Below are 25,381 nucleotides of genomic sequence, written 5' to 3' on the forward strand. Positions count from 1 at the left end.
CTCCATGACCGCCTCTGGCGGGCCGTGAGGTCATGCGTTCGTAGGATTTGACGTCATTACCCAAGGCCCCGCCAGAAATGGACGGGGCTTTTTAGTTCTCCGTCCACCGATGGCTAACGGAGAACGAAATGTTCGAGATCAGACGCGCCACACCAAGCGATTCCCAAACAGCCTTCGACATTCGCCTTCAAGCGATACGGCATCAATGCATCGGCGTTTATACCGCGGAGCAAATGCTGGCCTGGACGGCAGGATCAGCCGAGGACGGGTACAGCGACCTGATGGAAAAACACTTTTATCTGGGCTGTATTCAAGGAGAACCAGTGGCGACGGGAATGCTTGATCTGGAGAGCGGCGAAATCGGCGCGATCTTTGTGCTTCCGGGTTTTATGCAACAAGGCATCGGCATGAAAGTCCTGAACCACCTGGAATGCTTGGCACGGAACTTAGGCCTGAAAGAAGTCAATCTGGACGCCACGCTGAACGCTGCTGATTTTTACCGGCGATGCGGTTACGTGGGTAACGAACCTGCTATTTACTATTCACCTTCCGGGCTTCAATTGGCGTGTGTACCGATGGTGAAAGGGCTTTTGTAGGGCAGGCGGGGGTTAGTTGCTTAACTGGCTGCAGACCCCGGGGGGCGGGGGCTCGTGCGGGACTTAATATTCCAGATGGCCACGATTGACAAACTCTTACGACTTGTAGGAATTTAGCCGCCCGCAGGTAAGGCATATCTGCTGACGGCCAAAAGATAGCCGTTATTCACCACACAAAGGATTGTCTATGCAAGGTTCAAATACCGTTGCCCAACCGGCGGGCGGTCAGCTGGTGCGTGCGCATCAGAACACCCCGCACATGAACATTGCCCAGCAAATCCTCGAATGTCTGTTTCGGCGTCGCAGTCTTGCCCCGGAACAAGATCATGAGCTTACGTTGCAGGTGCTGGAACCCCATCTGGCGAAGGTAATGCAGGCGGTCGAGAGCGGTCGCAAGGTCGAAATGGTCTTGCCAGCCTTTCCCGGCAAATCGCCCAGCCGCAAGAAAACCCTGAGCCATCTCCCTGATCTTGCTGAACACCATGCAATCGACGAGTTACACCGCCTGTGTGAAGAGATCCGGGAGATCTATGCACCGGGCGCRCTGATTCATATCTGCTCCGATGGCTATGTGTTCTCTGACCTGGTGCATGTTCCCGATTCTGACGTCAAGGCTTACACCGACGCTATCCAGGACTACGCCGAACAGCACTATCCCGGTACGTTCGCCCATTTCGACCTCAGGGATGCCTATCCTCAGCTTGATTGCCTGGACGCCATGCGTGAGGAGATGATGATCGAGCACGGTCAGTCATTGATCCTGTTGCAGCAGCGCTTCAAGGATGAACCGCACATGATGTTGATGTACTGCGGTATCCATCGCTTTCTGTCCGAGGATTATTCGGGGCTCAAGGTATTCGCCGGCATGAGCCTGAATGCGGTGAAGAAGGTCGCCAAACCGGCCTCCCAGCGGGTGATTCAGCGCAGTGAGGCCTGGAGCGCCCTGTTACTGGCGCGCTACCCGCATTGCCTGCGCCTGTCGATTCACCCGCAACTGGCGGTGTCGACGAAGATCGGTATCCGGCTGGTGCCCACCAGTGACCTGTGGCGCACTCCCTGGCATTCGGTAGCCATCAAGCGACGGGGTGTGGTCACCCTCGAAAAACGCAGTAATGTCGATGAGCGCTACCACCGTCTGGTGTTCCGCAAGGGGCGTCCTTGTCACTACGCCAGTGCTCAATGATGGCGTCCCGGTTGCGGGTCGAAGCCGTACTCTTCGATTTGGATGGAACCTTGGTCGACACCTTGCCGGACATCACCTGGTGTCTGAACCAGGTGTTACTCGAACACGGTTACCCGACGCTGACTGCGGAAACGGTGCGGGGGTATATCGGCGGCGGGACCACGGCGATGATTGAGCGGGTTGCCGCGCAGTTTGGTATCGCTGATGCAATCGCCCTGCACCAGCGCTACGTGACGCTGTATCAGCACAACCTGGTTCAATTTTCCCGGCCATTCAGCGGTGTACTGGAATTGCTCGAAGGCTGCCGCCAGTTACAGCTGCCGCTGGCTATCGTGACCAACAAGGCCGAGGAAATGGCCTTGCAGGTTTCCAGAACATTGCTGCCGCAGAATACTTTCGGGCCGATTCTTGGGCATCGCGCGGGCAGGTCACTCAAACCTCAGCCGGATGTGGCGTGGGAAGCCGCGCGGCGGTTGTCGGTTGATCCGCAACGCTGCTTGTTCGTCGGTGACACAGAGATCGACCTGAAAACCGCCCGTGCTGCAGGCATGTACTCGGCAGCAGTCACCTGGGGGTATGGCCTGACTCAGACGTTGCAGGCCCAGGTCCCGAACTTCTGCTGTGAGCAACCGTCCGGGTTGTTACGCATTCTGCAGCAAGTCTGCGGGACAGCGCATGTGCTCACCGAGCATGGCGATACCGTCAAATCCTATTGATACACACAAACCCTCAAGGAAGTTGTTCTATGGAACATAGAGATGCCTGGATCGCTGCCGTCAGCGATTTGCTGTCTGGTTATCTGCTCAAAGGCACGGATGATAGTTTCGAAACACAAGGCCGGGCACATCTGGCGCGCAGCCTGGGGCAGTACTTTGATCAAAACCTGCCGGTACGTCTGGTACTGCCAGGTTTTCCCTGCAAGTCGCCCAATGCCAGTGACCAGACCTTCGGCGTGCTGCCGGATTATGGTGAGGTGATGGCCATCGAACGCCTCGACCAGCTCGGCCAAGCCATCGCCGCATTGCACGCACCGGGCTGTGTGGTGTCGATCCTCAGTGACGGGACGACGTTCAATGACATCGTTGGGGTGGCCGACGACGTTCGCGCAGCCTACAACCGGGCTTTGCGTGAACTGTGCACCACCCATACGATTCAGTGGGTCAGCATGGAAGACCTGTTCCCGCAGGCCCAAAGTGCCGAGTCGGTCCGCGCCAGCCTGGTCAAGCAGGCCCGTCTACCCTGGAAAAACCTTGGAGAGCTGATCGAGCAGAGCCGGCACGATGAATCCCTCAGCCAGGCCCATGACAACCTCTGCAGTCATTTGTACAACGACCTGCGCCTGTGCCGTGAAGACGGGCAGAGCGAGGACGAGTACCTGCAGCAAATCAACTTCAAAGCCTACCAAATGATGTTTCGCGGGCAGGCCTTGAATGCGGCAGTGGATCGTTTCTTCGGCGATKACATTCGATTGTCGGTCCATCAGTACAGCAATGCCGGACCCAAATTCACCGTTGGGTTGGCTGAAGGGCTGACCCGTGTCGACAGCCCCTGGCATGCCGTGCCGGTGTGCAACATCGATGGTAGCCAGCGTCTTCGCGCACGGGCCCAGGTCGACCTCGACCACCATGTGCTGGTCACCTGGCAGGGGCGGCCATGGCTCTACCACCAAACAGAAAACCCGCAGGCCCAAGGCTTCGAATACGAACTGCAAAAGCTTCCGCTATTTGGCCTGGTGGTGCGAGACCCGCTGGGGCTGGGGTTCGAGCGACTGTCCACCGGCCTGCTCGAGGCACTGGTGGAAACCTTTGGTTTCGTCTGTCTCAAGGGTTGTCGCTTCGACGACCAGGACAGTTTTGCTCGCAGCTGCGAACGTTTTGGCACGCTGTACGAGTGGGCCTTCGGTGCCGTGCATGTGGTCAAGCCCGCGGACAAACCCCAAGGCGTGGTGCACTCGCTGGAAAAAACGCCGTTGCACTGGGACCTGAACATGCTGCCCGACAGCGACCCACAGGTTCAGCGCAATCCGAAATTCTGCGCCAGCAAATTCATGCTGTATTGCAAGACAGCGCCGCAGCCGGGCGAGGGCCAGACCACCATCGTCGACAGCCGAAACGTGCTGCGAAAAGTCGGGCAGCACGTCGCCCGACAATGGCAGGCAGTGAACATCACCTACTACACCAAGATGACTTACTTCGGCGGTTCGCCGCGCATGTACAGCCTGGTGGATCATCACCCCCGTAGCGGCGAACTCATCCTGCGTTACCAAGAGGGCACCGACTCGACATTGCAGACCCTGAGCCAGTCTGTGCAAGACCATGATGAGCAGGCCCAGCAGGCGCTGCTTGAACAGGTCAACGCGCTGGTTTATGACCCGGATTGCCTGATCGCCCATCAATGGAGCGAAGGTGATCTGGTGCTGATCGACAACTATCGGACGCTGCACGGCCGACTGCCGATGTCGCCGGCTTCCTCCTCGCGGGAGCTGTGGCGGGTGCAGGTTTACTAACCGTTATTGTCTGGCAGGCCCTGGGGACAGGGCCTTGCAAGAAACTCCCTTATAGGTAGTCCGTTTGACGTCATTCGGGCTGCCTTCACATTCGTTTAGCTAAACGGGTATTCGTACGAAGCAACGTGTTGAGTAAATAATTTTTCATATAAGTGATATGGAACGCCGAGGATATTTATCTCAATGCAAGGAGGCGAAAGCTCTTTCGAATAATCCAGGATGCTCACGCCAGCGCATGGAATGACCATGCCTAAAAGGTGACAGATCTGAATGGCACTTATTGAGATAGCCGTAGATGTCGATTTTCAGCGGAATTGCGGAATGGTAAGCAAGCCAGTCTGTGTCAGTGGGAATAGCGCCGCTCGGCCATTAAATTCATGAAAGCGGCAAAGTGCGGTGTCAGGACGCAGTAAAGGTATTGTTCACCGGCCAGCGCATTTCTAGACATTCACTCAAATAACTCATAAACGCTTTGACCTTGGGTGTGATGGCGGCGCGCTCTTGGACGCATACATAAATATCGAGCGGTTCAGCGTAGGCATAAGTTGAAGCGTGGCAATCTTCAAACAGAGGAACGAGTTGGCCACTCTCGATATAGGGCGCCGCCACGAACTCTGCCAAGCGGATAATTCCCGCGCCGTGGATAGCCATTTGGGCTAGAGCGTCAATATCGTCACTGATTGCGGTCGCATTGATAGTAGCGTCGTAACGTTGCCCATCCCGGATAAAAACCCAACGTAGAAAGCGTCCATCCAGCGGGTAGCGAAAGGCCAGGCAGGCGTGCTGTTGGAGTTCGTCAGGGCTGCGTGGCCAGCCGGCTCGTTCCAAATAGGTGGGGGACGCGCAGATGATAAAAGGGACCGAAACGATCTTGCGAGCGACGATCCCCTCTTCTAGTTGTGGTTTGATCCGCAGGCTCAGATCAATGCCATCTTGAATATGATTAATTTTGCGATCTGTGGTTGAGAGTTCAAGTGTCAGGCCTGGGTAACGGGTACCGAAACCGGCGATTATTGAAGCCAACACATGCCGCCCGAAAGCCGAGGTAGAAGCGATGCACAGTCGCCCTTGGAGTTGAGTCTGCGCGTTGGTGATCGCACTTTGCGCCGATTCGAGATCACGCGCTATGCGCTTCACTTTTTCGTAGTACACCGCGCCGCTCTCGGTTAACACCATGCTACGTGTGGTGCGCTGGAGAAGGCGTGTGCCTAGATGGGTTTCCAAGCGATTTATGGTCTGGCTAACGGCTGCTGCACTGACACCCAGGGTTTTGGCTGCGCCCACGATGGAGCCCGCGTCAACCACCTTGATAAAGCTATCAATCGCACCTAACAGGTTCATCTTTAGCCCAATGGGAAAAATCATTCATAAGATTTTCTTTATAAAGTAATTACCTTTAATCGTCTAGTTGCTGATTTTTGATCTTGTTATGGTACTCGTTACCTATCAATGGACGATCAAAAAGGTCTGATATGAATCCCCAAGCACCCTCTAAAACTCTATTTTTCAACCGGCGCAAACTCTCGGCTCGCACGACTCATTATATTTTTGCACTCTATATGGCCACCATCATGGCGTTCTTGATGTCACTCGTGATCACGGCGGCAAACTCCGGCATTGGGACTGATTATCTAAGTAATACACTGCGCGCCTATAAATTGGCTATGCCCGTTGCATTCCTGTGCATACTGGTCGTTCGCCCCATTGTGCTCAAACTGGTTTCTTTAACGGTACACCCACATTAAGAGTGGCTTCTCAGCGGCCTCATTTGGAAAAAAGGTGACAGATCTATTTGAGTAAATAGATCTGTCACCTTTGTATAGGGTTAGGCTGCATTGTTAATTGCAGCTTCTAAATGTTTAATCGTATCGTGCTCTCCGAATGCCGATAGAGCCTGGTTAACTATAACCCAGCTATCACCTAGCTTCCCTGTTATGTGGTGCTGGTAAAGATTGTAAATTGAATAATATGCCATTTCCATGTCGGCGCTAAATTTTAGATCTTCGTCTTGTAGGGCTGCAGCAGGTTCTAAGTATCGCTCATTAACATTTAATTCGTCTTTGCCATGGATGACGGCTTCTATTGCGTCGTAGGGTAAAGAAAAGTCAATTTTTTGCACTGTTCCTGCAATGGTTTCACGGTATTCAGTGATTCCGTTGTTGCTGGTGTAGTTAAGCCAAAGCTTATAAGCTTTTTTGCAAAGATCAATCTGGACCCTTTTTTGTTTCTCTGGATGTAACTCAAAATATTTTTTCGCTACTGGATGCATACGAAGCCTGATGTTTGGTTTAGGGGAGGGCTGCGGAGTGTCGCTCCGAGTAAGCGACGCGAATGGTCTTGAACCGTCTATTAGGCGTCACTGCCGCCAGATAAGTAAATAACCTTGAAAAAGTGGGGGTATTAACCGATCTCAAGTCAAGGCTAATGGGTGTCCCCTTTGTTGCGCAACAAGTACCAACTTTTGGTTGTGAGTGATTAATTCCTCTGTTTGTCACAGATATAGAAACTACAAAACTTGCAACAGGCTGTCCGTGATTATTCCCGAAAAAACCGTCTCGACCGGTCCGGTCAGAAAGACAGGTCCCACGCCATCCCATTGAACCGTTACAGTCCCGCCATCACATTCAACCTCCACGGAGTTGTCTAACAAACCACGACGAATTCCGTTAACAGCAGCGCCACAAGAGCAGGAACCTGAACCAAGCGGAATACCGCCCCAGCGCTCCCAAATGCGCAATCGAATGTGCTTTCGGTCAATGATCTGGACGAAATGCACGTTCGTCCTGAGGGGAAATAGGGGATTAGTTTCAATTGCCGGTCCAATTGTCGCTATATCAACGGCTGCTAGATCATCCACAAAATAGGAGCAGTGCGGATTTCCCATGCTGCAAGCTGTTGGGCTGCCAGCAAGTGGCAAAACAGCAGTATCCATTTCCAAAGCCAGAGGAATATCCGACCAGCCGAAAAGCGGCACTCCCATGTCGACAGAAATGGCGCCGGTTGAGGTTCGTTCGCAAGTCAGTAGACCACGGTTGGTTCGGAGCGCTATCGAAGTAATATTGGATTCGCGCATCAGCATATCCGCGGCACCCCGCGTTGCGCTGCCACAAACGTCCAGCGTGGAGCCATCTGCGTTCCAAAACATCAAGCGCGCATCTGCATCATCGCAATCGAGCACCACTGCGAGTTGATTGAATCCGACTCCTTGGTTCCGATCCCCCATCCGCCGCGCCAGGTTACTTGTCATTGGATTGGACGAATTTCGCGAGTCCACGATAACGAAGTCATCGCCATTGGCGTGCATTTTATGAAAGCTCAGCGGCATTGATCGACCCTGGCGAGAGGTGGGGGAGGCTAGCCAGATGATTTTCAGATTTATTTACAGCTATCGTCTAGCCCTTAAATGACCGCGGGGCAGGCCCTGAGTGCAGTGCCCTCCAATAATCCCCTCCGAGACCTCAACCCATCACTGCGCAATAAAGTCGCGTACCACCCGAATAGTCTGCGTCGGCGCCTCTTCCATCAGCCAATGTCCTGCCCCCGGCACCACCACTTCCGTGACCTTGTCCGCTGCGTTGCGCATAACGATCGCCTCATTACTTCCAAAAGATTTTTCACCCCCGATAGCCAATACCGGCATGGTCAGTCGCGCCGCCATCGACGCTTTGTTGTCCACCTCATCCTGACGAATGCTGCGGAACTGGGCGAAGGCTGCGTGCATGGCGCCGGGGCGGGCATAGAGCTTGGCGTAATGCTGGCGGGTTGCTTCATCCACCTTGGTGGGATTGCCCGCGAACTCGTTCCAGAACCGGTCCAGGTAGATGCGCTCACGACCGGCCACCAGGCGTTCAGCATCCGGCCCGCCAAAGTCGAAGTGCCAAAGCATTGGTGAGCGGACAATGTCGTTCCAGGGCGGAATACCCGGCACGGGCGCATCCATCACCACCAGGCGATCGGTACGCTGCGGATAACGCGCGGCGTAGGCGTAGGCGACCATGGTGCCGATGTCATGGCCGATGACCACCGAGTGTTCGATACCCAGCGCGGCCAACACCGCACGGATGTCGCCCGCCTGGTTCTTCTTGTCGTAGCCGCTGTCCGGGATCGACGACAAGCCCATGCCGCGAAGGTCCGGCACCACGACCGTGTGATCCCGGGCCAGATCGGCAGCCAGTGGCGCCCACATATCGCCGGTATCGCCAAAGCCATGCAACAGCACCACGGCCGGCCCCTTGCCGCCGACGCGCACATGCAGTGTGACGCCTTCTACTGGAATGTCCTGAATACGAAAGGAGGCAGGAAATGGCGTCACCTGAGCATGTGCCGGGAGGCTTAGAGCAAGCAGCATAAAAGCGGTCAGCAGGATGCGGGGCATGATGGTGTCTCTGGACGTACGCGTGGAAGGGCCCGAGCCAATGTGCGTGTTGCTTGGGGGGAGAGTTGACCGCGCAACGTGATGCACATTATCGACATGCGCCATTCAGTAGCAAGCCGATACGATCAGAATGGCGAGTCTTCTGAAGCACGATAAGGTCCCGTTCGGAAGAGCTTAGATCGTTTGGTTGTGGATGTTGGTCGTTATCCTGACCCGGTGTGGCGGCGTCGCCGATGCCACCAAAGCTGCCGTGGGCCAAAGGCAGAAATCGGCCATTAGCGGACGGCCACTTACCGACTGCTCAGGCCGCTCCACGGGCCATTGAAGGGGGCACAGCGCCCATTGAAATGTGACAGATGGGGACAACCCGAGCGCTGTCTTATGAAGAAGTACTAATTTATGATGCTGCATTGATCAATTTGGAAAAGGCACTATGAGTACACGTTCTGATCTCCTTGCCAGTGCAGAGATTTTATTGCGTACGAAAGGCTACGCAGCCTTCAGCTATGCCGATCTGGCTGAAGAGATCGGCATCAAGAAGGCGAGTATTCATCACCACTTTCCTACCAAAGAAGGTCTGGCGATCGCCATCGTTGAGAGCTATCTGTTCCGCTTCAAGAGCCAGCTGGAATGCATCAATGTTGAAAATACCGGCATTATTGATCGGCTCAATGCTTTCGCCATGATGTTCGCGAAAAGCAGCGAAAGCGCGCTGCTTCCGCTCTGCGGCGCTTTGGCGGCGGAGCTGCTGGCTTTGCCTGAAAGCCTGAAGCAGATGACGAAAGATTTTTTCGAGATCCATCTCAATTGGCTTCAGGAAAATATCGTGAAGGGCCAAGAGGCCGGCGAGCTCAAAGCTGAGCTCGACAGCGTGAAGGTCGCCAGGCTCATTCTGAATACATTGGAAGGCGGCAGCTTTGTCTCTTGGGCACTGAACGACAATTACGAGCAGTTTTCTGGATTTGACTTCATCTTAGATGGGCTTCGGGTTGCCGGGACGCAGCACTGAGGCTCAGCAGCCTTTCTCCCCAGCAGGGCTTGTTCCTACCTCATGAACGCTACATCCGCCTAATCTAAATCTTCTGAGTATTTCTCGCGTGCTCCTTCTATCGGGAGTACGTCGCGTCTCGCATTTTTCACGCAGTTGTTGCCCGCCTTTTCCTCCTCGCACCTGAACTGATGTTTTTGAGAGCTGCGACACCTGCACGGTGATCGCAAGCATCCCTATTCCAGAAATGTGATTACAGAATCTATTTTTCCACGTTGAGTTATAAGACAATTACCTCTTGTTGCAATACCTACTAGTTGGTAGGCTTGTTTCTCTTCCGAGCCAAACGGCCGGTCCATCCGAAGAGGAACGAACACATGAGCAACAACCTGAATGGTATCGATGTCGCCGCACTCCAGCAGTTTGCCCAAGGCGTTGCTGAGGATGCGACCAAGCGTCACGCAAGCTTTAACGTGAAGACCGAGTGGAAAGGCCAGACTCGTTCCGTGGCGAAGGTCAATCGCTACAGCCTGGCCGGGGAAACCTACTCGCGCGACTTTGAAATTGTCGCCGACGAGCCAAACGAATTGTTGGGGCAGAACACCGCACCTAACCCGCAGGAACTGCTGATGGCCGCGCTTAACGCCTGTATGTCGGTCGGTTACGCGGCCAATGCCGCAATGATGGGCATCAAGATTCACAGCCTGGAAATCGAGACTGACGGCACCCTCGATCTGCGTGGCTTTTTGGGCATCGACGAAAGCGTCAATCCTGGTTACGACGAAGTAAGCGTCGTGATTCGCCTGCGCACTGACGCCCCTCGTGAGCGCGTTGAAGAGCTGCACAAGGTGGTGCTGAAAACCTCGGTCAACTACGCCAACTTCTCGAAAGCTATTCGTATGGTGCCGACCCTCGAAGTACTTGAAGGCTAATTCGTCTGATTCATCGAGATAAATAGCTTGCGTGCACCAGGCAGAAAGCTGTCTCGGTGCCGCCTCTTACGAAATCTGTATACCCGGAGTCTGTAATGAACGATTTTTTTAAAGGCAAGAAACTGTTGGTCGTCGGCGGCACCAGTGGCATGGGCCTGGAAACGGCGCGCATGGCGCTCAAGGCTGGCAGTAGCGTAGTGCTCACCGGCAGCAAGCAAGACAAGGCTGACGCCGTTCGTAATGAGCTGAGCCCGCTGGGTTCAGTGTCGGTGATCGTAGCCAACTTGATGACTGAAGAAGGCATGAACTTCGTCCGCGACGAAATCAACGCCAAACACAGCGATATAAGCCTGATGGTGAACTCGGCTGGGATCTTCATTCCAAAACCGTTTACCGAGCACGACGAAGCGGAGTACGACATGTACCTGTCGCTCAACCGCGCGACCTTCTTCATCACTCAGGCCGTCGTGAAAAACATGCTCGCAATCAAGCGCGAAGGGTCAATCGTAAACGTCGGCTCCATCGGTGCACAGGCCGCATTGGCCGGTTCACCTGCGTCCGCCTACTCCATGGCAAAGGCAGGTCTGCATGCGTTGACGCGTAACCTGGCAATCGAGTTGGCTCATTCGGGTATCCGCGTCAACGCGGTATCGCCAGGCATTGTTCACACCTCGATCTACGAAGGCTTCATGGACAAGGAAGCGATTCCGGAAGCGATGAAGTCGCTGAACGATTTCCACCCACTGGGTCGAGTCGGTGTTCCAGAAGACGTCGCCAACACCATCCTGTTCCTGCTGTCGGACAAGACATCTTGGGTGACAGGCGCAATCTGGGACGTGGATGCAGGGATCATGGCCGTACGTGCCTGACCACAGTGACAAGTGCAGCGCGATGGAACAGCCCTCCTTGGGGAGGGCTTTCACCGGATCGCTGCCTGGCCAAAAAACGGCTGAACGCTGGCTGAAGGAGTCTCCAATGTCTATCACGACAAAAGCCGCACTGTTGAATGTCGCGGAAACACAGATGCGCTCCAAAGGTTACTCAGCGTTCAGTTACGCCGACCTAGCAGCACAGATCGGCATCAGGAAAGCCAGTATTCACCATCATTTCCCGACCAAGGAATGCCTGGGCGCGGAGCTGATCAAGGATTACATCAATCGCTTCAAAGAGACACTTGGTTCGATAGAAGCCACGCATCCCGATCCGCTGCTGCGGCTACGTGAGTTTTCGCGGCTTTTCGTTGCCAGTGCCCATGACGGGCTGCTGCCGTTATGCGGCGCATTGGCCGCGGAAATGGCGGCATTGCCTGTATCGCTGCAAGGACTCACTCGAGAATTCTTTGAGTCACAGCTCGACTGGCTTAAAGCCACCCTCAGTGACGCAGCCCAGCTGCACAACTGGTCGCTGGACAAGCCCATTGAGGAGTACGCCTTCATGCTGCTGAGCGCGCTGGAGGGTTCAAGTCTCATCGATTGGGCTTTGGGTCGGTCAACCTACCCTTTAGCTGGCTTTAATCATTTGCTTGAAACGCTGGCAATGCGGTCTTCATTTCTTCTCGCAGGATGAGTTATGCAAACCACTTCGAAAAAATACGTAGTCGATATCTGGTCTGATTTTGTCTGCCCCTGGTGTTGGGTTGCCAAGCGTCGTTTTGAAAAAGCCCTGGATCGCTTTGATGAAAAGGACTCTGTGCAAATAAATATCCGCGCTTATCGTCTGGCGGCGAATCACACACCTGAACCTATGATTGCGGCTCTTAAACGCAAGCTCGGTAACTCAGACACCGCTGAGGCGATGATGAGTACCGTAATCAAGTACGGCAACGATGCGGGGTTGGATTATCGCTTTGCCACCATGCAGTTTGGCGATACCACCGACGCCCATGTTCTGGTCAAGGCGGTTGACGACCCCGCAGTGAAAAAACGTCTCTTAGAGGCGCTATATGAACAAAGCACTACCCATGGCAAATCACTGTTTGATCGTTCCAGTCTGGAGGCGATTGCGCGGGAAGTGGGTGTGTCGGAAGAATCAATCAAGCTCGCATGGTCATCGGCAGAGCTGCGCGCGGAGATGGAAGAGGATGAGCATTTCGTTGCGCGACTGGGATCGGGCGTGCCGATGTTCGTCTTCAACAACGAGTTCTCGTTGCCCGGTGCTCAGCCTGAGGCCGTTTTTCTCGAAGCACTGAATAAGATGCAGGCGAAGGTACAGGTCAGGGACGACAATTTTATAGGTCAAGTCTGCGGTATTGATGGCTGCAAAATTTGATGGGCAGAGGGTGTGCGGCACTTATTAGTGCCGACCTCCTATAGCGTGGAAAGAGGATCTGATGAGTCATATCGTTGAGTTGAACGCTCCACAGTTCGCCCGCTTCGTTGCCAAAGGCAGCAGCGTGGTGCTGTTTTCAGCGTCCTGGTGCAAGCCTTGTCAGGAAATGAAGCCGGTCTTTCATGCTCTGGAGGAGAAGCTTCACTCCTCGGCAGTTTTTGGAAAGATAGACGTAGCGGTGTCCCCGACGATTGCGCAGATGTATGGCATTCGCGCGGTGCCATCCTTGGCGGTGTTCCACCAGAGCCGGCTTTTGCGGGTCATGCCTGGATCTCGTTCAGTCTCGATCCTGAAGAAAGTAATACTCGCGGAGCTGGAAGAGGCTCGTTAGTCGAGCCTCAGTCCCACCGTTCAGTCTTCTTGGTTCGCTGCTTGTCGGTCTTTGATCGCAGGTAGAATTTTCCCCGGCCCGTTATCAAAGGGGTGAGCGCGATCTTCATTGAAGATTTCCGTCAGCAGCGCGTTAGCGCGCTTGTAGGCGTCGTACTTGAACTCGGTATCGTCCTCCGGCTGGGCAGCCATTTCTTCAAGCATGTCCAGATTCAGTCGACGGAATCTATCAGCCCGTTCCCGCGCCTCGTAGCGCCCGACTCCCAGCTGTTCCAGCGCTCTGCGCCCAAGGGATAACGCGCTCTCAAAAGTTTCCCGCTCGACTGCCTCTATACCCATCTGGCGTAGGGTAATGATGTGCCCCATATCGCGAGCGCGCACCACCAACTTCAGAGATGGAAAATGCTCCTGAGCCAGCCTGGTCAATGCCAAGTTGTCTTCCTGATTGTCGATCGCGTTGATCAACACCACTGCTTGTGCAGCACCGGCGGCATGCAGCAAATCGAGGCGGGTCGCGTCGCCATAGAACACCTTGACCCCGAACTTGCGCAACGTCTCGATATGATCGGGATCGTGATCCAGCACCACTACTTCAAAACTACAGGACATCAGTAGACGGCCGGCGATTTGGCCGAATCGACCGAAGCCGGCGATGATCACCCGAGTATTGCTCTGGTCGATGGTGTCAGCTTCCTGATTGCCCCGTTTATTTGCGGACTCCATGCGATTGAGCACCAGGATCAGCAGCGGTGTGACGCACATGGATAACGCTACCGCCAGAGTCAAACTTTTGCCCCAAGAGTTGACCAGAATGCCGGCAACCGTTGCTGCGCCAAACACGACGAAGGCGAACTCACTGCCCTGACCCAGAAACACCGCCTGCCAAGAGCGTTGTTCATTCGGGACACTCAAGAAGCGACCAAGGAGTTTGATTACCAGCAGCTTGATCAGGATAAACCCCAGGGTCAGCGTCAAGACTTTCAGTGGTGCATCAATCAACGTACCGAAGTCGATCGACATTCCGACGCCAATAAAGAACAAACCGAGCAGCAGTCCCTTGAATGGCTCGATGTCACTTTCCAGCGCGTGCCGGTATTCCGAGCTCGCTAACAGAACACCGGCGAGAAAGGCGCCCATGGCCATGGACAATCCTGCCTCTTCCAGCAACAAGCCGAATCCGAACACCAGAAATAGCGCAACGGCACTGAAGATTTCACGTAAGCCCGAACGCGCGACGAAGCGCAGGACGGGTCGGGAAACGTACTGACCCAAGAGCACCACCGCGACAATCGCACCGACGATTTTTACGATGGACAGCGCTAGTTCACCGCCGGACGGCGTACCACCATTTGCCGCCAACAAAGGAATCATCGCGACCAGCGGAATCGCCGCGATGTCCTGGAACAGCAGCACAGCAAAACTACTACGACCCACAGCCGTCGGGATCATGTTGCGCTCGTTCATCGCCTGCATAGCGATAGCAGTCGACGACAGACTCAGTGTCAAACCCACTAACAGCGCCGCCGTCCAATTCAAGCCCAGTGCGGCGCAAAACAGGGCGATTGCTGTACCACACGCAAGCATTTGCAGGGCGCCGCCACCGAACACCATACGGCGCATAGCCCAGAGGCGCTTGGGGTCAAGTTCAAGGCCAACGATGAAAAGCATCAAAACGACGCCAATTTCAGCAAAATGCAGAATGGATTCCACATCCGTTACCAACTTCAAGCCCCATGGGCCGATCAGGCCGCCGGCTAGCAGGTAACCCAGCACTGGCCCCAGTCCCAACCGAACGGCGAGGGGCACAACCATTGCCGCTGAGCCCAAGTATATGAGCATTTCAATCAGGCTGTGAGTGTCCATTCAATCATCCCTCCACGAGGTGAGGCGTGCGCTGTAATCGCGTACTTGTGAGAGCAGCGCGTTTTGATCTGCTCTATAAGCACCATGGACTGCTACCGGGCTTAGCCAACGCATTCCGCAGTAACTCGCCGTTGCCTGAAGGGGCTGGGCAAGCACCGCAAACCCGGGGTTATCGCCGATGTTGAAGTGATAGTGCTCACCTCCTGTGGTCACGGCCCATAGCAGGTGCTTGTTTTTGAGCGCGGTAGCGCCCTCGCCATAAGCCCAGCCCTGAGTGAAGACCTTGTCGATCCACAGTTTTAGAAGAGGTGGGTAGCTGTACCAGAACAGTGGATGTTGCAAAACCAGCAGATCTGCCTGTTCAACGGCCTTCTGTTCAGCTTCTGCATTGATGTTGAAATCGGGATACAAGTCGTAAAGGGAGCGGACGACGACATCGGAATTATTTGCGGCCAGCCCGAGCATCAACTTGTTGACGTTGGATTTCTCAGGGTAAGGATGGGCATAGATGATCAGAATCACGGATTGATCCCCAACAAACCTTGGCGCTCTTTCAGAACGCAAAAAGCTCCCTGGTCGTTGAGCATAAATGCACTCAACGACCAGGGAGCCAACTACTTGAAGGTGAAGCCCTACTGGCCGGCTTGCAGCTTCAACACTTCCTGTGCAGTGATGGGGTTGCCTGCGATGCCCCAGTCTCCGCTTTTGACCTCTTCAAAAATGACCCATGTGAGGGCGCGCATATTTTCGCCTTCTATCGACACCATGGCGTCAGTCACCTTGCGAATGACCTCAGCCTTTTGCTCATCGGTAAAAACGCCTTCAATGCCTTTGATCGTAACGAGTGGCATGGTGTGCTCCTGAATGCTGGAAAAGGAATGTCAGACTTCGGCTGCTGCATATTCCGGATAGTCGGTGTAACCCTTATCAATCGAATCGCTAACGCCGTAGTAGGTCGCACGATCGCCCTCGGCCAATGGCCAATCGTTTTGCATACGCTCTACCAGATCAGGGTTGGCAATGTAGGCAGTGCCGAAAGCGATCAGGTCGAGTTCACCTTTGGCCAGTTCCGACTCCGCGATCTCTTTGGTGAAGCCGCCGGCCGCCATCAAGGTGCCTTTGTAGGCTTTGCGGAATGCGGCGCCGAAACCCGGAGGTGTTTGCGCGGCGAGGATGGTCGGTTGGTAGTTCAGGTGAACGAACGCCAATTCGCGGTCATTGAGCGCAGCCGCCATGCTCATCCAGGTTTCTTCTTCACCTTCGTATACGCCAAAGTCATACAGGCGGCCGAACGGCGAGAAACGTACGCCAATCTTCGAGCCGCCGATTTCGGCTGCAATTGCATCAATGGTTTCCAGCAGGAAGCGCTGACGGTTGGCAATAGAGCCTCCGTACTGGTCGGTACGAGTGTTCAGGGCGCTGCTCAGGAACTGATCGAACAGAAAGCCGTTGGCGGCCATTATTTCGATACCGTCGAAACCGGCGTCCATCGCCATGCGCGCAGACTTTACGAAGTCCGCAATAACGCGTTTCACTTCGCCAGTTTCCAATGCACGAGGTGCGCTGGGTTGAACAGGGCCTGATTTACCAGGCTCGACCCAGGCATACACCGTGGTATCAACCGCAGGCACCGTGCCCGAGGAGACCGGTGCCAGACCATGCACCGATAGATGGGACATGCGGCCTACGTGCCACAACTGTGCAAAAATCTTCCCGCCTTTGGCATGCACTTCTTCAGTGACGTGACGCCAGCCGGGCAGGTGTTCTTCGGCATAAATGCCCGGTGTGTAGAGGTAGCCACGGGCCTCGTCGGAAATCGGCAATCCTTCAGTGATCAGAAGGCCAGCGGAAGCGCGTTGCGCGTAATACAGAGCGGTGGAGTCGTTAGGAATATTGTCCAGCGTTCGGGTGCGAGTCATTGGCGCCATGACAACACGATTTTTGAGCGCAGTGCCGGACAGATCGTACGGGGTAAACAGCTTATTCATGACTAATCTCGACGTCGTTTGAAGGGTTGAAAATCGGCGTTTTATTCAGGATTTGTCGAATGCGTCGAGGACGTGAGTGCTGTAAACCAGCGCGGCACCGGCGTTCATGTTGATAGCTACACCCAGTGCTTCGGCTACCTCTTCACTGGTAACACCGAGCTTCTTGGCTTCCGCTGCGTGGAAGGCAATGCACCCATCGCAGCGAGTGGTCACAGCTACGGCCAAGGAAATCAGCTCGCGGGTTTTGGCGTCCAGATGGTTGGTCTTGCCGCCAGCGGCGCCTAGCGCAGCCATGCCTTTCATGGTCTCCGGGGATAGGCCGTTGAGTTCAACGAGGCGAGTGTTGATATCTTTGCGGGTTTGCGTCCAATCTTGCATGGGATTCTCACAGGGGCGGGGAGGACAGTGGATATTGATCAATCAGAAATCTGAATATAAGCTACCATCCAGTAGGTAGGCGTTCAATTCAGCTTTGATGATATTTACTATCGACAATATTAAATATGCCAAATCGCATATCAGATTTTTATCGCCTACCTTCAGGATGGCAGTGTTGATCACGATGTTTCGAGCAAAAGGCTTTGCTAGCTCATAATCGCATCGCGTCAAAATCATTCTTTTTGATCGGGAGGAGCATGAATTACCTCGCACATCTCCATTTAGGTGGTCAGGAGCCAGAACAGCTGCTAGGGAGCCTCTATGGAGATTTCGTGAAAGGAGCGCTTCCAGGTCGCTTTTCTGCCAAGACTGAAGAAGCGATCAACCTTCATCGCAAGATTGACGCCTTCACTGATTCTCACCCTGTTGTCAAAAGGGCCTTAGGCCGGTTTACGGTTACGCGACGTCGATATGGGGGTATCGCCCTCGACATGTTTTTCGATCACTGCCTGGCTCGGGATTGGGACCGGTATGCCGAAACAACCTTGGAGACGTTCTCTAAAAGGGTCTACGGCCTCCTACAGAGCGAAATCGATTTGCCCGAGCGTCTAGCTCAGATTGCGCCATTGATCATTTCTGAAGACTGGCTTGGAGCGTACAGGGACTTTTCAATGATCGGCCACGGACTAGACGTTATATCCGAACGTTTATCCGAGCCTGAGAATCTACGTGGCGCGTTTGAAGAACTGACAACCCTGTATGAGCCGCTCAGTTCAGATTTCGAAGAGTTATATCCATTGCTGATGCGACTTACGAAGTTTGGTTCGACGGTTTGAAGTCGAAAGGCGGACACGCTTTCTGCTGCGCTCGTTCCCATACCGTTTCAGAGAGATGACCAAATGTCGTTCGTAGACAAGTTTGTCACTGAAGTACTGCAAAGATAACTTCTATGCACGGACAGATAAACCTAAGTATTTATTTCGGCTTCCGTGCATGTCCGCTTTTGGCGGGAGCGGTCAGTCGTAATCGACTAACCGCTGCTCGCAGGATAAAAACGGAATGTAAGCAGGTAACAAAAAACCGCAGCAATGCGGTTTTTTTGCGACTAAATGCAGGTCACTGACCTTTAGACATATCAAACCCACGCTGCTCAATCACCCCAAACACATCCACAACATCCTGAACCATGATCCGAGCAATATTGGTGACGGTGTTGATGTCGTTCTCGGCGTAGTCGGGGAGGCTGGTACAGGCCATCAGGTTGAGGTATTTGAGGACGGCGTTGAGGCGTTCGCTGACGCAGTTGTGGAGTTCGCGTAGCGGGACGTCGCTGTCGATGTGCAGGACTGGGCAGTCGGTGGCGAATTGGCTCATGGGGGTGAAGCGGTGGGGCGGGTTTTGAGTCGTCATGATTTTAATCCTAAAAAGATAAATCAAAACCGTCATAACCAATTCACAGTCGGAAACCGGCTGTGTCGTGCCTGACGGTACTGGTGCTCTTCTTAGGGCTGCGAAACCCTGTCGCCAACAATGTCAGCGACGGGTCGAATATAAGCCTCGGCTTTTGGCGCCGCAACCGGGGTGTAGGACGCTGCGCGGCCATTGTGGTGATGTGGTTTGTCCATGTTCGGCGGCGTATTTGCCGTAAACCGGGCGTTGCGGAGTGTCTGAGGAAGTTGGGAGGTAGGGCTTGGGGCTGCTTCGCAACCCAGCGGGAGCAAGCTCCCTCGCCACGGTGGGGGGATTCCTACGAGAGTTTCGGAGCTGAAAATCAAAAGATCGTCCGAACGCGGCCCGAGCCTTCGGCAGCGCCGAGCGTGGGGGAGTGGAAGTCCGTCGTGGGTTGGCTCAAGCTCGGCATCTACGTGAGCAACCGCTACGGCTTTGTAGCCAAGGAAAACCGAGATGACTCAAACACTGGAACGTGCCATCGCCATTGCTGCTGCCGCTCACGAAGGGCAGGTCGACAAGGGCGGTTCGCCGTACATCCTGCACCCGCTGAAAGTGATGCTGAGGGTCGACACCCTGGAAGAGCGGATCGTGGCGGTTCTGCATGACGTGGTCGAGGACTGCGGCATCAGCCTCGATGATTTGCGTCAAGAAGGCTTCAGTGAAACGGTGCTGGCGGCCATTGAGTCTGTCACCAAGCTGCCGGGAGAGTCCTACGAACTGTTCGTCGAACGAGCGGCGCAGAACCCGATAGGCCGTGTGGTCAAGCTGGCTGACCTTGAAGAGAACAGTGATGTGTCCCGAATCGCACAGCCGTCCTGGGAAGATCTGGAGCGAATTGAAAAGTATCGGCAGGCGATTGGCAGACTGCGTTCGTAGCGAGCCAACTCGGTATTTAAGCCCCAGCTATCACTCACGCCCGCACAGGCGTGCAAAGCTCCACCAATGTCCCGTCCGGGCAGCGAACGTAAGAGACGGTTTGTCCCCAGGGTTTGATGAGGGGGGCGGCTATTTCAGTGGCGCCGGCGTGTAGCGCTTTGGCATGGGCGGCGGGGACGTCGTCGGTCACCAGGCCCACTTCTATGCCCAGTGGTTTGGGGGAGGCGTGGGCCGAGAGGTGGCCGGTGTTGAAGTTCATCGCCGCGAGTTCGTTGGCGGCGAATGCCAGGGTGGTTTCGCCGGTGTCGAGTTCGCCGTAGGTGGCGGATTCGTGGAGGAAGCGGGTGGCAATCCCGAAGGCGGATGAGAAGAACTGGAGTGAGGCTGCAACGTCCGGGACGTAGATGATCATGTAGCCGAATTTCATGTGCAAACATTCCTTGTTGTGACATTGGGGTGGCAAATCCAGCAGAAGGCGGACGCACCATCGCATCCGCCTGTCATTCCACTACATAGCCATTTACTTGCGCAACGCCGGAGTCCTCGGCGGAATCATCCGCTTCGTCCCCGTCGCCTCGAACGCCGAAGCCAACCGCAGCAACGTCGAATCGTCATACGCACGCCCAGCAAAGGTCAGCCCGACCGGCATGCCGATGTCCGGCATCACACCCATCGGCACGGTGACCGTGGGCACGCCGAGGTGGCGGATGGCGAGGTTGCCGTTGGCGACCCAGATGCCGTTGCTCCAGGCGATGTCCGCCGACGTTGGGTCGACATCGGCATTCGCCGGGCCGACGTCGGCGACAGTCGGGAAGAGCACGGCATCGAGGCCGAGCCGGTCCATCCAGTCTTCGAGGTCGATTTTACGGGTCTGTTCAAGTCCTCGCAGGCCGTCGGGCACGGTGGTGATCTGGTCCCACGGCGTCAGGCCGCGCTCGGCCATTCGCACGTATTCGTCCATGCCGGCGGCAAGGTCGCCTTCGCGGTTGGGCAGGGTGCCGGGGTCGTGGGGGAAGATCAGCGGTCCGTTGACGTCGACCAGGCGATTCAATTTTGGATCGCCGTTGGCTTGCAGGAAGTCATCGAACGCCCACGCGGTCAGGTCCCACAGCTCATCGTGGAGGAACTCTTTGACGACGATGCCGCGATTGAACACAGTCGGCGCACCGGGGCGATCGCCTTCGCAGTTGGAGACCAGCGGGAAGTCGACGTCGATCACTTCGGCGCCAGCGGCTTCGAGTGCCTGGCGAGCCTGTTCCCAGAGCCCGATGACCGAGGCGCGGGTGTTGATTCGCTGCCCGGTCGGGCCACCGATGCCGGGTGCTTCAGAGGTGCCGGCTTCGGGATCGGCGTTGATGTACATCCGCGGAATGCCGAAGCGTTTTCCGGCGAGTGCATCGGGATTGGCGGCAAGCGCCACATAGGAGATGGGGCGCACCGAAGCGACGCTCGGGATCGGCACCCAGGGTTGCATCCGCCACAGGTCGCCGCGTGTGTCGGGATCTTCTGCCACGACCACGTCGAGCACTTCGAGGAGGTCGGCCATGGTTCTGGCAAACGGCACGACCACGTCCATGGTCGGCGTCAACGGCCAGTTGCCGCGCACCGAGATCACCCCGCGTGATGGCGTGTAGGCGCACAGGCCATTGTTCGAGGCAGGGCCGCGTCCGCTCGACCAGGTTTCTTCCGCGAGGCCGAAGGCTGCGAAACTGGCGGCGGTGGCGGTACCGGCGCCGTTCGATGAGCCGGAGGCGAAGGGGGCGGTGAGGTAGTCAGCGTTGTACGGGCTTTCTGCCCGGCCATAGACCCCGCGCTGCATGCCGCCGTTGGCCATCGGCGGCATGTTGGTTTTGCCCAGGCAGATGGCGCCGGCCGCGCGCAGCCGTTCGATGGTAAACGCATCGCGATAGGCAATCAGGTTGGCGAAGGCCGGGCTTCCGGACGCGGCGGTCAGCCCCTTCACCAGATAACTGTCCTTGGCCGTGTAGGGAATGCCATCGAGCGGGCCCAGCGTCTCGCCTTTGGCGCGGYGGGCATCGGAGGCCTGCGCCTCGTTCAGCGCCTCGGGGTTGCGCACCACCACCGCGTTAAGGGCGGTGGGCGTGTCGGGGCCGTCGTAGGCATCGATTCGGGCGAGATAGGCCTGCACCAGTTCAACCGCCGTGGTCTGGCCCGATTCGAGCGCCGCCCGCAGTTGGGCAATGGGAACCTCGGTGACCTCGATCATGCTGCTCTCTCAAAATGGGTGTTCATAGGGGGGCGTGGCACTGTAGTACGCGCCGGTGTCTTGGCGTTCAATCTGAGCATTCTATTAAACGCCCGGCAAAAAAGAGCAGAAAAAAACCCGCAACACCGTGTAAGGCCAGTCAGTCAGGAGATTCCGGGGCGAGGCAAGTCTGCTGTCGATTCACGACTCGCCGCCAACACGTCTCACTCTGTGGCAGTCAGACGGTCCAAGTTTTTGACCGCGTGATGAGCGAACTTCAATCGGCATCAGAGGCTCGCCGGACTCGTTGTCCATCAGCACAGAACGCGTCTCCTGCGGCTTGAACAGGAAACGTTCGCCCCACTGCCTCATGCTGACCACAACTGGAAAGATCTCCCGTCCTTTTTCCGTAAGGACGTATTCCTTGTAGGCGCTGCCATCTGACGCCGGTCGAACGTCGAAAACCCCGACCTCAACCAGCGTCTTCAGTCGCGATGCGAGAATATTCTTGGCCACGCCCAAGCTCTTTTGAAATTCGCTGAATCGGCGAATGTCGTCAAACGCGTCGCGGATGATCATGAGCGACCAACGATCCCCGATGGCCTCCAGTGTTCTTGCGACCGGGCATTCGCTGCTGTGTGGTGAGGCATCTTCGAGCATTTTTTTGACCTTGCGGAATGTGGAGTGGCCAAGTCTGTCCACCAGCCTGGCGCAATGTGGTTGCAATTTAAAACCTGATACAGCAACAATGAAATCTAGTTCTGAATTGAAACCAGTTTAACGCCATGGAGGTGTACATGACAGCAGATGCCGACTCAGCCACCAATCGGTTCTCCAGACAGCCTTCGGGATTACTGCATTTGGATACCGGAGAACGCAGCAGGACCGACCGGTCTCCAGGGCTTTCCCCGTCGCTCACCTTATTGTTTTCCGTCACCTGCGCACTTGCAGTCGCCAACGTTTACTTCGCCCAACCTTTGCTCGCCTCAATGGCTGAGAGCCTGGGCGTTGCCTCAGGATTGATCGGGGTCGTGGTGACGGCCACTCAGGTGGGTTACGCGTTGGGGTTGCTGTTCATCGTCCCACTGGGCGATAGGGTCAACCGTAAGCGGCTGATTCTGACTCAGGTCCTGCTGTCTGCGGTTGCACTCGCGGCGGTCGGCGCAGCACAGCAATGGCTGGCCCTGTTGGGCGCCATGATCGTGATGGGTTTACTGGCAGTGGTTGTTCAAGTACTGGTGGCATACGCCGCCGTGTTGGCAACGCCATCACAACGCGGGCAGGCAGTGGGGACGGTAACCAGTGGAATTGTCCTGGGCATTCTTCTGGCGCGGTTTACCTCTGGCCTGATAGCGGACATCGCCGGCTGGCGTGCCGTTTACTTCGTGTCCTCAGGATTGATGCTGACCATCGCGGCGGTGCTGTGGAAAGTGGTTCCTGTCACGGCGCCGCCAAGGCACCAAGACTCCTACCTGGCGCTCATAAATTCACTCTTCAAACTGTTCATGACCGAACGCACTTTACGCGCCAGGGGCCTTCTGGCCTTACTGATCTTTGCCGCTTTTTCCGTGCTGTGGACATCCATGGTGCTGCCGTTGAGCGCTCCGCCGCTGTCGCTTTCACACACGGCCATCGGCCTGTTTGGCTTGGCCGGCGTCGCCGGTGCCCTTGCTGCCAGTAGAGCCGGTCGCTGGGCCGATCAAGGCCTGGGGCAACGAGTGACCGGCATTTCGCTGGGGCTCCTGACGCTGTCCTGGTTACCCATCACGTTTGCCGAGACGTCCCTGATCGCGCTGGTCTGCGGCGTAGTCCTGCTCGACTTCGCGGTGCAAGCGGTACACGTCACCAACCAGAGCCTCATTTTTGCTGCGCGACCCGACGCCCACAGTCGCATGGTCGGCGCATACATGTGCTTCTACTCGGTCGGTAGCGCGCTGGGAGCCGCAGCCGCGACCCAGGTTTATGCGCTCTGGGGCTGGACGGCAGTAAGCCTGCTGGGCGCCTTGATCAGCGCTGCTGCCTTGCTGCTGTGGATTCTCACGTTTAATTCTTCAACGACCCATCAAGGACGATCAGCATGAAAGCCAGGCACCTGCTACTCGCCATTTCGATTACTGCCATATGGGGCGTGAATTTCTCGGTTATCAAACTGGGCCTCACCACCGTTGACCCGCTGATCCTTGCTGGCATTCGCTTCACGCTTTGCGCACTTCCAGCGATCTTTTTCATTCCGAAACCTGATGTGCAGTGGCGCTACATCATGGGTTACGGTCTGGTCTTCGGTATCGGACTTTGGGGCGTCGTCAACCTTGGCATCCAGTCTGGTCTTTCAGCAGGCATCGCTTCGCTGGTGCTTCAGTTCAGCGCATTTTTCACCCTCCTGCTGGGCTCATGGATATTCAAGGAAGCGATTTCCCGCTACCAACTGGCGGGTATAGGTATCGCCTGCTGTGGCTTGTTGAGCATCATCTCGATTGTTGATGGGACAGTCACGACGGCCGGGCTGCTGTTGGTGCTGCTGGGAGCGGTCGCCTGGAGTGTCGCCAACGTGATCAACAAAAAAGCGAAGACCACCCAGGTCTTCGCTTTTCTGGTGTGGTCCAGCGCGTTTTCGCCCATCCCTCTTTTCGCGCTGGATTACGCTGTCAACGGCTCAACGGGTTACAGCGCATTGGTGAATCAACTCGACTACCGCGCTGTCCTGTCGATCCTGTTCCAGGTCTACCCCAATACACTATTCGGCTACTGGGTGTGGAATTCACTTTTGAAACGATATCCCGTGTCTACCGTCGCGCCATTGTCGTTATTGGTGCCGGTATTTGGGCTGCTCGGTTCAGTCACAATTTTCAATGAGAGCCTGTCAGTCAACAAAATCGTTGCAGTCGTTCTCATCGTGTCGGGTCTTGGCGTCGGCTTATACGGACAGCGCGTCCTCAGTGCGGTGCTCAAGCGTTCTGACCGATGCCCATCGTGATGTAACTGCTTCCCGAAAGCCTCGACGACTACGTCTTCGTCGACGAACTCGACCTGGTCAAACGAAGTTGAAGTGCACACCGGGCAGGGAACGGCGAGTCCGGTGCTGGGAGGTTCAGGTGAAACAGTTGCACACCCAGGGTGCCGGTGACCATGACGGACTCCAAGGCAACGTGAGTACGTGGACGTACTTCAGTGAGCGCCGCGCAAGCGACGCTTTTCTTGTTGGAGTGATCATGTGCAATGCATCGGGATAGATAAATGATTAAGTTTGTTGCTTCAAACCTTAAAAAATAGTGCCCGCGGTTTTTCCGCCTCCGGTATGTTCAAGCGTGATCGTGCGTCCAAAACCCACCAGGTTGAGCGCTGTTGTGGCGAGGGAGCTTGCTCCCGCTGGGCTGCGTAGC

Annotated in this window: 28 protein-coding genes; 15 read left to right on the forward strand and 13 right to left on the reverse strand. The window is 55.7% G+C overall.

The window, feature by feature from the left end; genetic code table 11:
- The first annotated feature begins 128 nt into the window (after positions 1 to 128).
- The 4 genes from AC1DHT_RS26555 (at position 129) to AC1DHT_RS26570 (ending at position 4,285) form a co-directional block, all read left to right on the forward strand.
- Complete coding sequence (locus AC1DHT_RS26555; protein WP_427543776.1) at positions 129 to 596, forward strand: GNAT family N-acetyltransferase; 468 nt, start codon at positions 129 to 131, stop codon at positions 594 to 596.
- Between the two features lie 187 nt (positions 597 to 783).
- The gene (locus AC1DHT_RS26560) at positions 784 to 1,779 is read left to right on the forward strand and encodes an L-tyrosine/L-tryptophan isonitrile synthase family protein (RefSeq protein WP_427543773.1); all 996 of its coding nucleotides are present in this window, start codon (positions 784 to 786) and stop codon (positions 1,777 to 1,779) included.
- On the forward strand, positions 1,779 to 2,495 hold the full coding sequence (locus tag AC1DHT_RS26565; RefSeq protein ID WP_427543826.1) for an HAD family hydrolase: 717 nt from the start codon (positions 1,779 to 1,781) through the stop codon (positions 2,493 to 2,495). Before AC1DHT_RS26560 ends, AC1DHT_RS26565 begins: the two co-directional genes overlap by 1 nt.
- A gap of 29 nt (positions 2,496 to 2,524) precedes the next feature.
- Positions 2,525 to 4,285: an isocyanide synthase family protein gene (locus tag AC1DHT_RS26570; RefSeq protein ID WP_477761529.1), complete on the forward strand. Its 1,761-nt coding sequence runs from the start codon at positions 2,525 to 2,527 to the stop codon at positions 4,283 to 4,285.
- 399 nt (positions 4,286 to 4,684) lie between these two features.
- On the opposite strand, the gene AC1DHT_RS26575 is transcribed toward AC1DHT_RS26570, so the two are convergent.
- A complete protein-coding gene (locus tag AC1DHT_RS26575) occupies positions 4,685 to 5,626 on the reverse strand; it encodes a LysR family transcriptional regulator (RefSeq protein WP_427543823.1) in 942 nt (313 codons plus the stop codon).
- A 131-nt stretch (positions 5,627 to 5,757) separates the two neighbouring features.
- Between AC1DHT_RS26575 and AC1DHT_RS26580 the strand changes: the two genes are divergently transcribed.
- The gene (locus AC1DHT_RS26580) at positions 5,758 to 6,030 is read left to right on the forward strand and encodes a DUF2798 domain-containing protein (RefSeq protein ID WP_427543767.1); all 273 of its coding nucleotides are present in this window, start codon (positions 5,758 to 5,760) and stop codon (positions 6,028 to 6,030) included.
- Positions 6,031 to 6,110: 80 nt separating this feature from the next.
- Here AC1DHT_RS26580 and AC1DHT_RS26585 read toward each other — a convergent pair whose 3' ends face one another.
- From AC1DHT_RS26585 to AC1DHT_RS26595, 3 genes are all read right to left on the reverse strand, one after another.
- Positions 6,111 to 6,554 carry a hypothetical protein gene (locus tag AC1DHT_RS26585; protein ID WP_427543764.1) on the reverse strand — a complete coding sequence of 148 codons (444 nt, stop codon included), beginning with the start codon at positions 6,552 to 6,554 and terminating at the stop codon, positions 6,111 to 6,113.
- Between the two features lie 237 nt (positions 6,555 to 6,791).
- Positions 6,792 to 7,610: a diaminopimelate epimerase gene (gene dapF, locus AC1DHT_RS26590; protein WP_427543761.1), complete on the reverse strand. Its 819-nt coding sequence runs from the start codon at positions 7,608 to 7,610 to the stop codon at positions 6,792 to 6,794.
- A gap of 141 nt (positions 7,611 to 7,751) precedes the next feature.
- Complete coding sequence (locus AC1DHT_RS26595; protein ID WP_427543758.1) at positions 7,752 to 8,660, reverse strand: alpha/beta fold hydrolase; 909 nt, start codon at positions 8,658 to 8,660, stop codon at positions 7,752 to 7,754.
- 433 nt (positions 8,661 to 9,093) lie between these two features.
- Between AC1DHT_RS26595 and AC1DHT_RS26600 the strand changes: the two genes are divergently transcribed.
- The 6 genes from AC1DHT_RS26600 (at position 9,094) to AC1DHT_RS26625 (ending at position 13,239) form a co-directional block, all read left to right on the forward strand.
- Positions 9,094 to 9,669 carry a TetR/AcrR family transcriptional regulator gene (locus AC1DHT_RS26600; protein WP_427543755.1) on the forward strand — a complete coding sequence of 192 codons (576 nt, stop codon included), beginning with the start codon at positions 9,094 to 9,096 and terminating at the stop codon, positions 9,667 to 9,669.
- Positions 9,670 to 10,025: 356 nt separating this feature from the next.
- On the forward strand, positions 10,026 to 10,580 hold the full coding sequence (locus AC1DHT_RS26605) for an OsmC family protein (protein ID WP_427543752.1): 555 nt from the start codon (positions 10,026 to 10,028) through the stop codon (positions 10,578 to 10,580).
- A 95-nt stretch (positions 10,581 to 10,675) separates the two neighbouring features.
- Complete coding sequence (locus tag AC1DHT_RS26610) at positions 10,676 to 11,449, forward strand: SDR family NAD(P)-dependent oxidoreductase (RefSeq protein WP_427543749.1); 774 nt, start codon at positions 10,676 to 10,678, stop codon at positions 11,447 to 11,449.
- Positions 11,450 to 11,555: 106 nt separating this feature from the next.
- Positions 11,556 to 12,146, forward strand: coding sequence for a TetR/AcrR family transcriptional regulator (locus tag AC1DHT_RS26615; RefSeq protein ID WP_427543746.1), 591 nt, complete (start codon positions 11,556 to 11,558; stop codon positions 12,144 to 12,146).
- 3 nt (positions 12,147 to 12,149) lie between these two features.
- Positions 12,150 to 12,848: a DsbA family oxidoreductase gene (locus AC1DHT_RS26620; protein ID WP_427543743.1), complete on the forward strand. Its 699-nt coding sequence runs from the start codon at positions 12,150 to 12,152 to the stop codon at positions 12,846 to 12,848.
- A gap of 61 nt (positions 12,849 to 12,909) precedes the next feature.
- Positions 12,910 to 13,239: a thioredoxin family protein gene (locus AC1DHT_RS26625; protein WP_427543740.1), complete on the forward strand. Its 330-nt coding sequence runs from the start codon at positions 12,910 to 12,912 to the stop codon at positions 13,237 to 13,239.
- 20 nt (positions 13,240 to 13,259) lie between these two features.
- On the opposite strand, the gene kefC is transcribed toward AC1DHT_RS26625, so the two are convergent.
- The 5 genes from kefC to AC1DHT_RS26650 form a co-directional block, all read right to left on the reverse strand.
- Entirely contained in the window at positions 13,260 to 15,101 is a 1,842-nt protein-coding gene (kefC, locus tag AC1DHT_RS26630) for a glutathione-regulated potassium-efflux system protein KefC (RefSeq protein ID WP_427543737.1), read from the reverse strand.
- Positions 15,102 to 15,623 (reverse strand): glutathione-regulated potassium-efflux system oxidoreductase KefF, encoded by a 522-nt coding sequence (gene kefF / locus AC1DHT_RS26635; protein ID WP_427543734.1) that lies wholly within the window; start codon positions 15,621 to 15,623, stop codon positions 15,102 to 15,104.
- A gap of 110 nt (positions 15,624 to 15,733) precedes the next feature.
- Positions 15,734 to 15,952, reverse strand: a complete 219-nt coding sequence (locus tag AC1DHT_RS26640; RefSeq protein ID WP_427543731.1) for a tautomerase family protein — start codon at positions 15,950 to 15,952, stop codon at positions 15,734 to 15,736.
- A gap of 30 nt (positions 15,953 to 15,982) precedes the next feature.
- On the reverse strand, positions 15,983 to 17,089 hold the full coding sequence (locus AC1DHT_RS26645; RefSeq protein WP_427543728.1) for an alkene reductase: 1,107 nt from the start codon (positions 17,087 to 17,089) through the stop codon (positions 15,983 to 15,985).
- A 45-nt stretch (positions 17,090 to 17,134) separates the two neighbouring features.
- Positions 17,135 to 17,467 (reverse strand): carboxymuconolactone decarboxylase family protein, encoded by a 333-nt coding sequence (locus AC1DHT_RS26650; protein ID WP_427543725.1) that lies wholly within the window; start codon positions 17,465 to 17,467, stop codon positions 17,135 to 17,137.
- Between the two features lie 257 nt (positions 17,468 to 17,724).
- Here AC1DHT_RS26650 and AC1DHT_RS26655 point away from each other — a divergent pair, with 257 nt between their 5' ends.
- Complete coding sequence (locus AC1DHT_RS26655; RefSeq protein WP_427543722.1) at positions 17,725 to 18,303, forward strand: acyl carrier protein phosphodiesterase; 579 nt, start codon at positions 17,725 to 17,727, stop codon at positions 18,301 to 18,303.
- Positions 18,304 to 18,583: 280 nt separating this feature from the next.
- Here AC1DHT_RS26655 and AC1DHT_RS26660 read toward each other — a convergent pair whose 3' ends face one another.
- Positions 18,584 to 18,877, reverse strand: coding sequence for a fructose-bisphosphate aldolase (locus tag AC1DHT_RS26660; RefSeq protein WP_427543719.1), 294 nt, complete (start codon positions 18,875 to 18,877; stop codon positions 18,584 to 18,586).
- A 495-nt stretch (positions 18,878 to 19,372) separates the two neighbouring features.
- Between AC1DHT_RS26660 and AC1DHT_RS26665 the strand changes: the two genes are divergently transcribed.
- The gene (locus tag AC1DHT_RS26665) at positions 19,373 to 19,795 is read left to right on the forward strand and encodes an HD domain-containing protein (protein ID WP_427543716.1); all 423 of its coding nucleotides are present in this window, start codon (positions 19,373 to 19,375) and stop codon (positions 19,793 to 19,795) included.
- A gap of 34 nt (positions 19,796 to 19,829) precedes the next feature.
- On the opposite strand, the gene AC1DHT_RS26670 is transcribed toward AC1DHT_RS26665, so the two are convergent.
- The 3 genes from AC1DHT_RS26670 to AC1DHT_RS26680 form a co-directional block, all read right to left on the reverse strand.
- On the reverse strand, positions 19,830 to 20,222 hold the full coding sequence (locus tag AC1DHT_RS26670) for a VOC family protein (protein WP_427543713.1): 393 nt from the start codon (positions 20,220 to 20,222) through the stop codon (positions 19,830 to 19,832).
- A gap of 93 nt (positions 20,223 to 20,315) precedes the next feature.
- Positions 20,316 to 22,022: an amidase gene (locus AC1DHT_RS26675; RefSeq protein ID WP_477761530.1), complete on the reverse strand. Its 1,707-nt coding sequence runs from the start codon at positions 22,020 to 22,022 to the stop codon at positions 20,316 to 20,318.
- A 180-nt stretch (positions 22,023 to 22,202) separates the two neighbouring features.
- The gene (locus AC1DHT_RS26680) at positions 22,203 to 22,661 is read right to left on the reverse strand and encodes a winged helix-turn-helix transcriptional regulator (RefSeq protein ID WP_427543707.1); all 459 of its coding nucleotides are present in this window, start codon (positions 22,659 to 22,661) and stop codon (positions 22,203 to 22,205) included.
- Positions 22,662 to 22,798: 137 nt separating this feature from the next.
- On the opposite strand from AC1DHT_RS26680, the gene AC1DHT_RS26685 reads away from it, so the two are divergent.
- Both AC1DHT_RS26685 and AC1DHT_RS26690 read left to right on the forward strand, forming a co-directional pair.
- Positions 22,799 to 24,082: an MFS transporter gene (locus AC1DHT_RS26685; protein ID WP_427543705.1), complete on the forward strand. Its 1,284-nt coding sequence runs from the start codon at positions 22,799 to 22,801 to the stop codon at positions 24,080 to 24,082.
- Entirely contained in the window at positions 24,079 to 24,975 is an 897-nt protein-coding gene (locus tag AC1DHT_RS26690; RefSeq protein WP_427543702.1) for an EamA family transporter, read from the forward strand. The genes AC1DHT_RS26685 and AC1DHT_RS26690 overlap by 4 nt, the downstream gene beginning before the upstream one ends.
- Positions 24,976 to 25,381: the final 406 nt, after the last annotated feature.

The organism is Pseudomonas sp. 05N432 (genome assembly GCF_056396945.1).

Excerpts from the sequence above, each read along its gene's own strand:
- AC1DHT_RS26685 (WP_427543705.1), top strand. The coding sequence starts at position 22,799 with ATGACAGCAGATGCCGACTCAGCCACCAATCGGTTCTCCAGACAGCCT.
- AC1DHT_RS26565 (WP_427543826.1), top strand. The coding sequence starts at position 1,779 with ATGGCGTCCCGGTTGCGGGTCGAAGCCGTACTCTTCGATTTGGATGGA.
- AC1DHT_RS26620 (WP_427543743.1), top strand. The coding sequence starts at position 12,150 with ATGCAAACCACTTCGAAAAAATACGTAGTCGATATCTGGTCTGATTTT.
- AC1DHT_RS26575 (WP_427543823.1), bottom strand. The coding sequence starts at position 5,626 with ATGAACCTGTTAGGTGCGATTGATAGCTTTATCAAGGTGGTTGACGCG.
- AC1DHT_RS26655 (WP_427543722.1), top strand. The coding sequence starts at position 17,725 with ATGAATTACCTCGCACATCTCCATTTAGGTGGTCAGGAGCCAGAACAG.
- AC1DHT_RS26585 (WP_427543764.1), bottom strand. The coding sequence starts at position 6,554 with ATGCATCCAGTAGCGAAAAAATATTTTGAGTTACATCCAGAGAAACAA.
- AC1DHT_RS26640 (WP_427543731.1), bottom strand. The coding sequence starts at position 15,952 with ATGCCACTCGTTACGATCAAAGGCATTGAAGGCGTTTTTACCGATGAG.
- AC1DHT_RS26625 (WP_427543740.1), top strand. The coding sequence starts at position 12,910 with ATGAGTCATATCGTTGAGTTGAACGCTCCACAGTTCGCCCGCTTCGTT.
- AC1DHT_RS26670 (WP_427543713.1), bottom strand. The coding sequence starts at position 20,222 with ATGAAATTCGGCTACATGATCATCTACGTCCCGGACGTTGCAGCCTCA.
- AC1DHT_RS26605 (WP_427543752.1), top strand. The coding sequence starts at position 10,026 with ATGAGCAACAACCTGAATGGTATCGATGTCGCCGCACTCCAGCAGTTT.
- AC1DHT_RS26595 (WP_427543758.1), bottom strand. The coding sequence starts at position 8,660 with ATGCCCCGCATCCTGCTGACCGCTTTTATGCTGCTTGCTCTAAGCCTC.
- AC1DHT_RS26645 (WP_427543728.1), bottom strand. The coding sequence starts at position 17,089 with ATGAATAAGCTGTTTACCCCGTACGATCTGTCCGGCACTGCGCTCAAA.
- AC1DHT_RS26680 (WP_427543707.1), bottom strand. The coding sequence starts at position 22,661 with ATGCTCGAAGATGCCTCACCACACAGCAGCGAATGCCCGGTCGCAAGA.
- dapF (WP_427543761.1), bottom strand. The coding sequence starts at position 7,610 with ATGCCGCTGAGCTTTCATAAAATGCACGCCAATGGCGATGACTTCGTT.
- AC1DHT_RS26690 (WP_427543702.1), top strand. The coding sequence starts at position 24,079 with ATGAAAGCCAGGCACCTGCTACTCGCCATTTCGATTACTGCCATATGG.
- AC1DHT_RS26555 (WP_427543776.1), top strand. The coding sequence starts at position 129 with ATGTTCGAGATCAGACGCGCCACACCAAGCGATTCCCAAACAGCCTTC.
- kefC (WP_427543737.1), bottom strand. The coding sequence starts at position 15,101 with ATGGACACTCACAGCCTGATTGAAATGCTCATATACTTGGGCTCAGCG.
- AC1DHT_RS26610 (WP_427543749.1), top strand. The coding sequence starts at position 10,676 with ATGAACGATTTTTTTAAAGGCAAGAAACTGTTGGTCGTCGGCGGCACC.
- AC1DHT_RS26660 (WP_427543719.1), bottom strand. The coding sequence starts at position 18,877 with ATGACGACTCAAAACCCGCCCCACCGCTTCACCCCCATGAGCCAATTC.
- AC1DHT_RS26615 (WP_427543746.1), top strand. The coding sequence starts at position 11,556 with ATGTCTATCACGACAAAAGCCGCACTGTTGAATGTCGCGGAAACACAG.
- AC1DHT_RS26600 (WP_427543755.1), top strand. The coding sequence starts at position 9,094 with ATGAGTACACGTTCTGATCTCCTTGCCAGTGCAGAGATTTTATTGCGT.
- AC1DHT_RS26665 (WP_427543716.1), top strand. The coding sequence starts at position 19,373 with ATGACTCAAACACTGGAACGTGCCATCGCCATTGCTGCTGCCGCTCAC.
- AC1DHT_RS26580 (WP_427543767.1), top strand. The coding sequence starts at position 5,758 with ATGAATCCCCAAGCACCCTCTAAAACTCTATTTTTCAACCGGCGCAAA.
- AC1DHT_RS26650 (WP_427543725.1), bottom strand. The coding sequence starts at position 17,467 with ATGCAAGATTGGACGCAAACCCGCAAAGATATCAACACTCGCCTCGTT.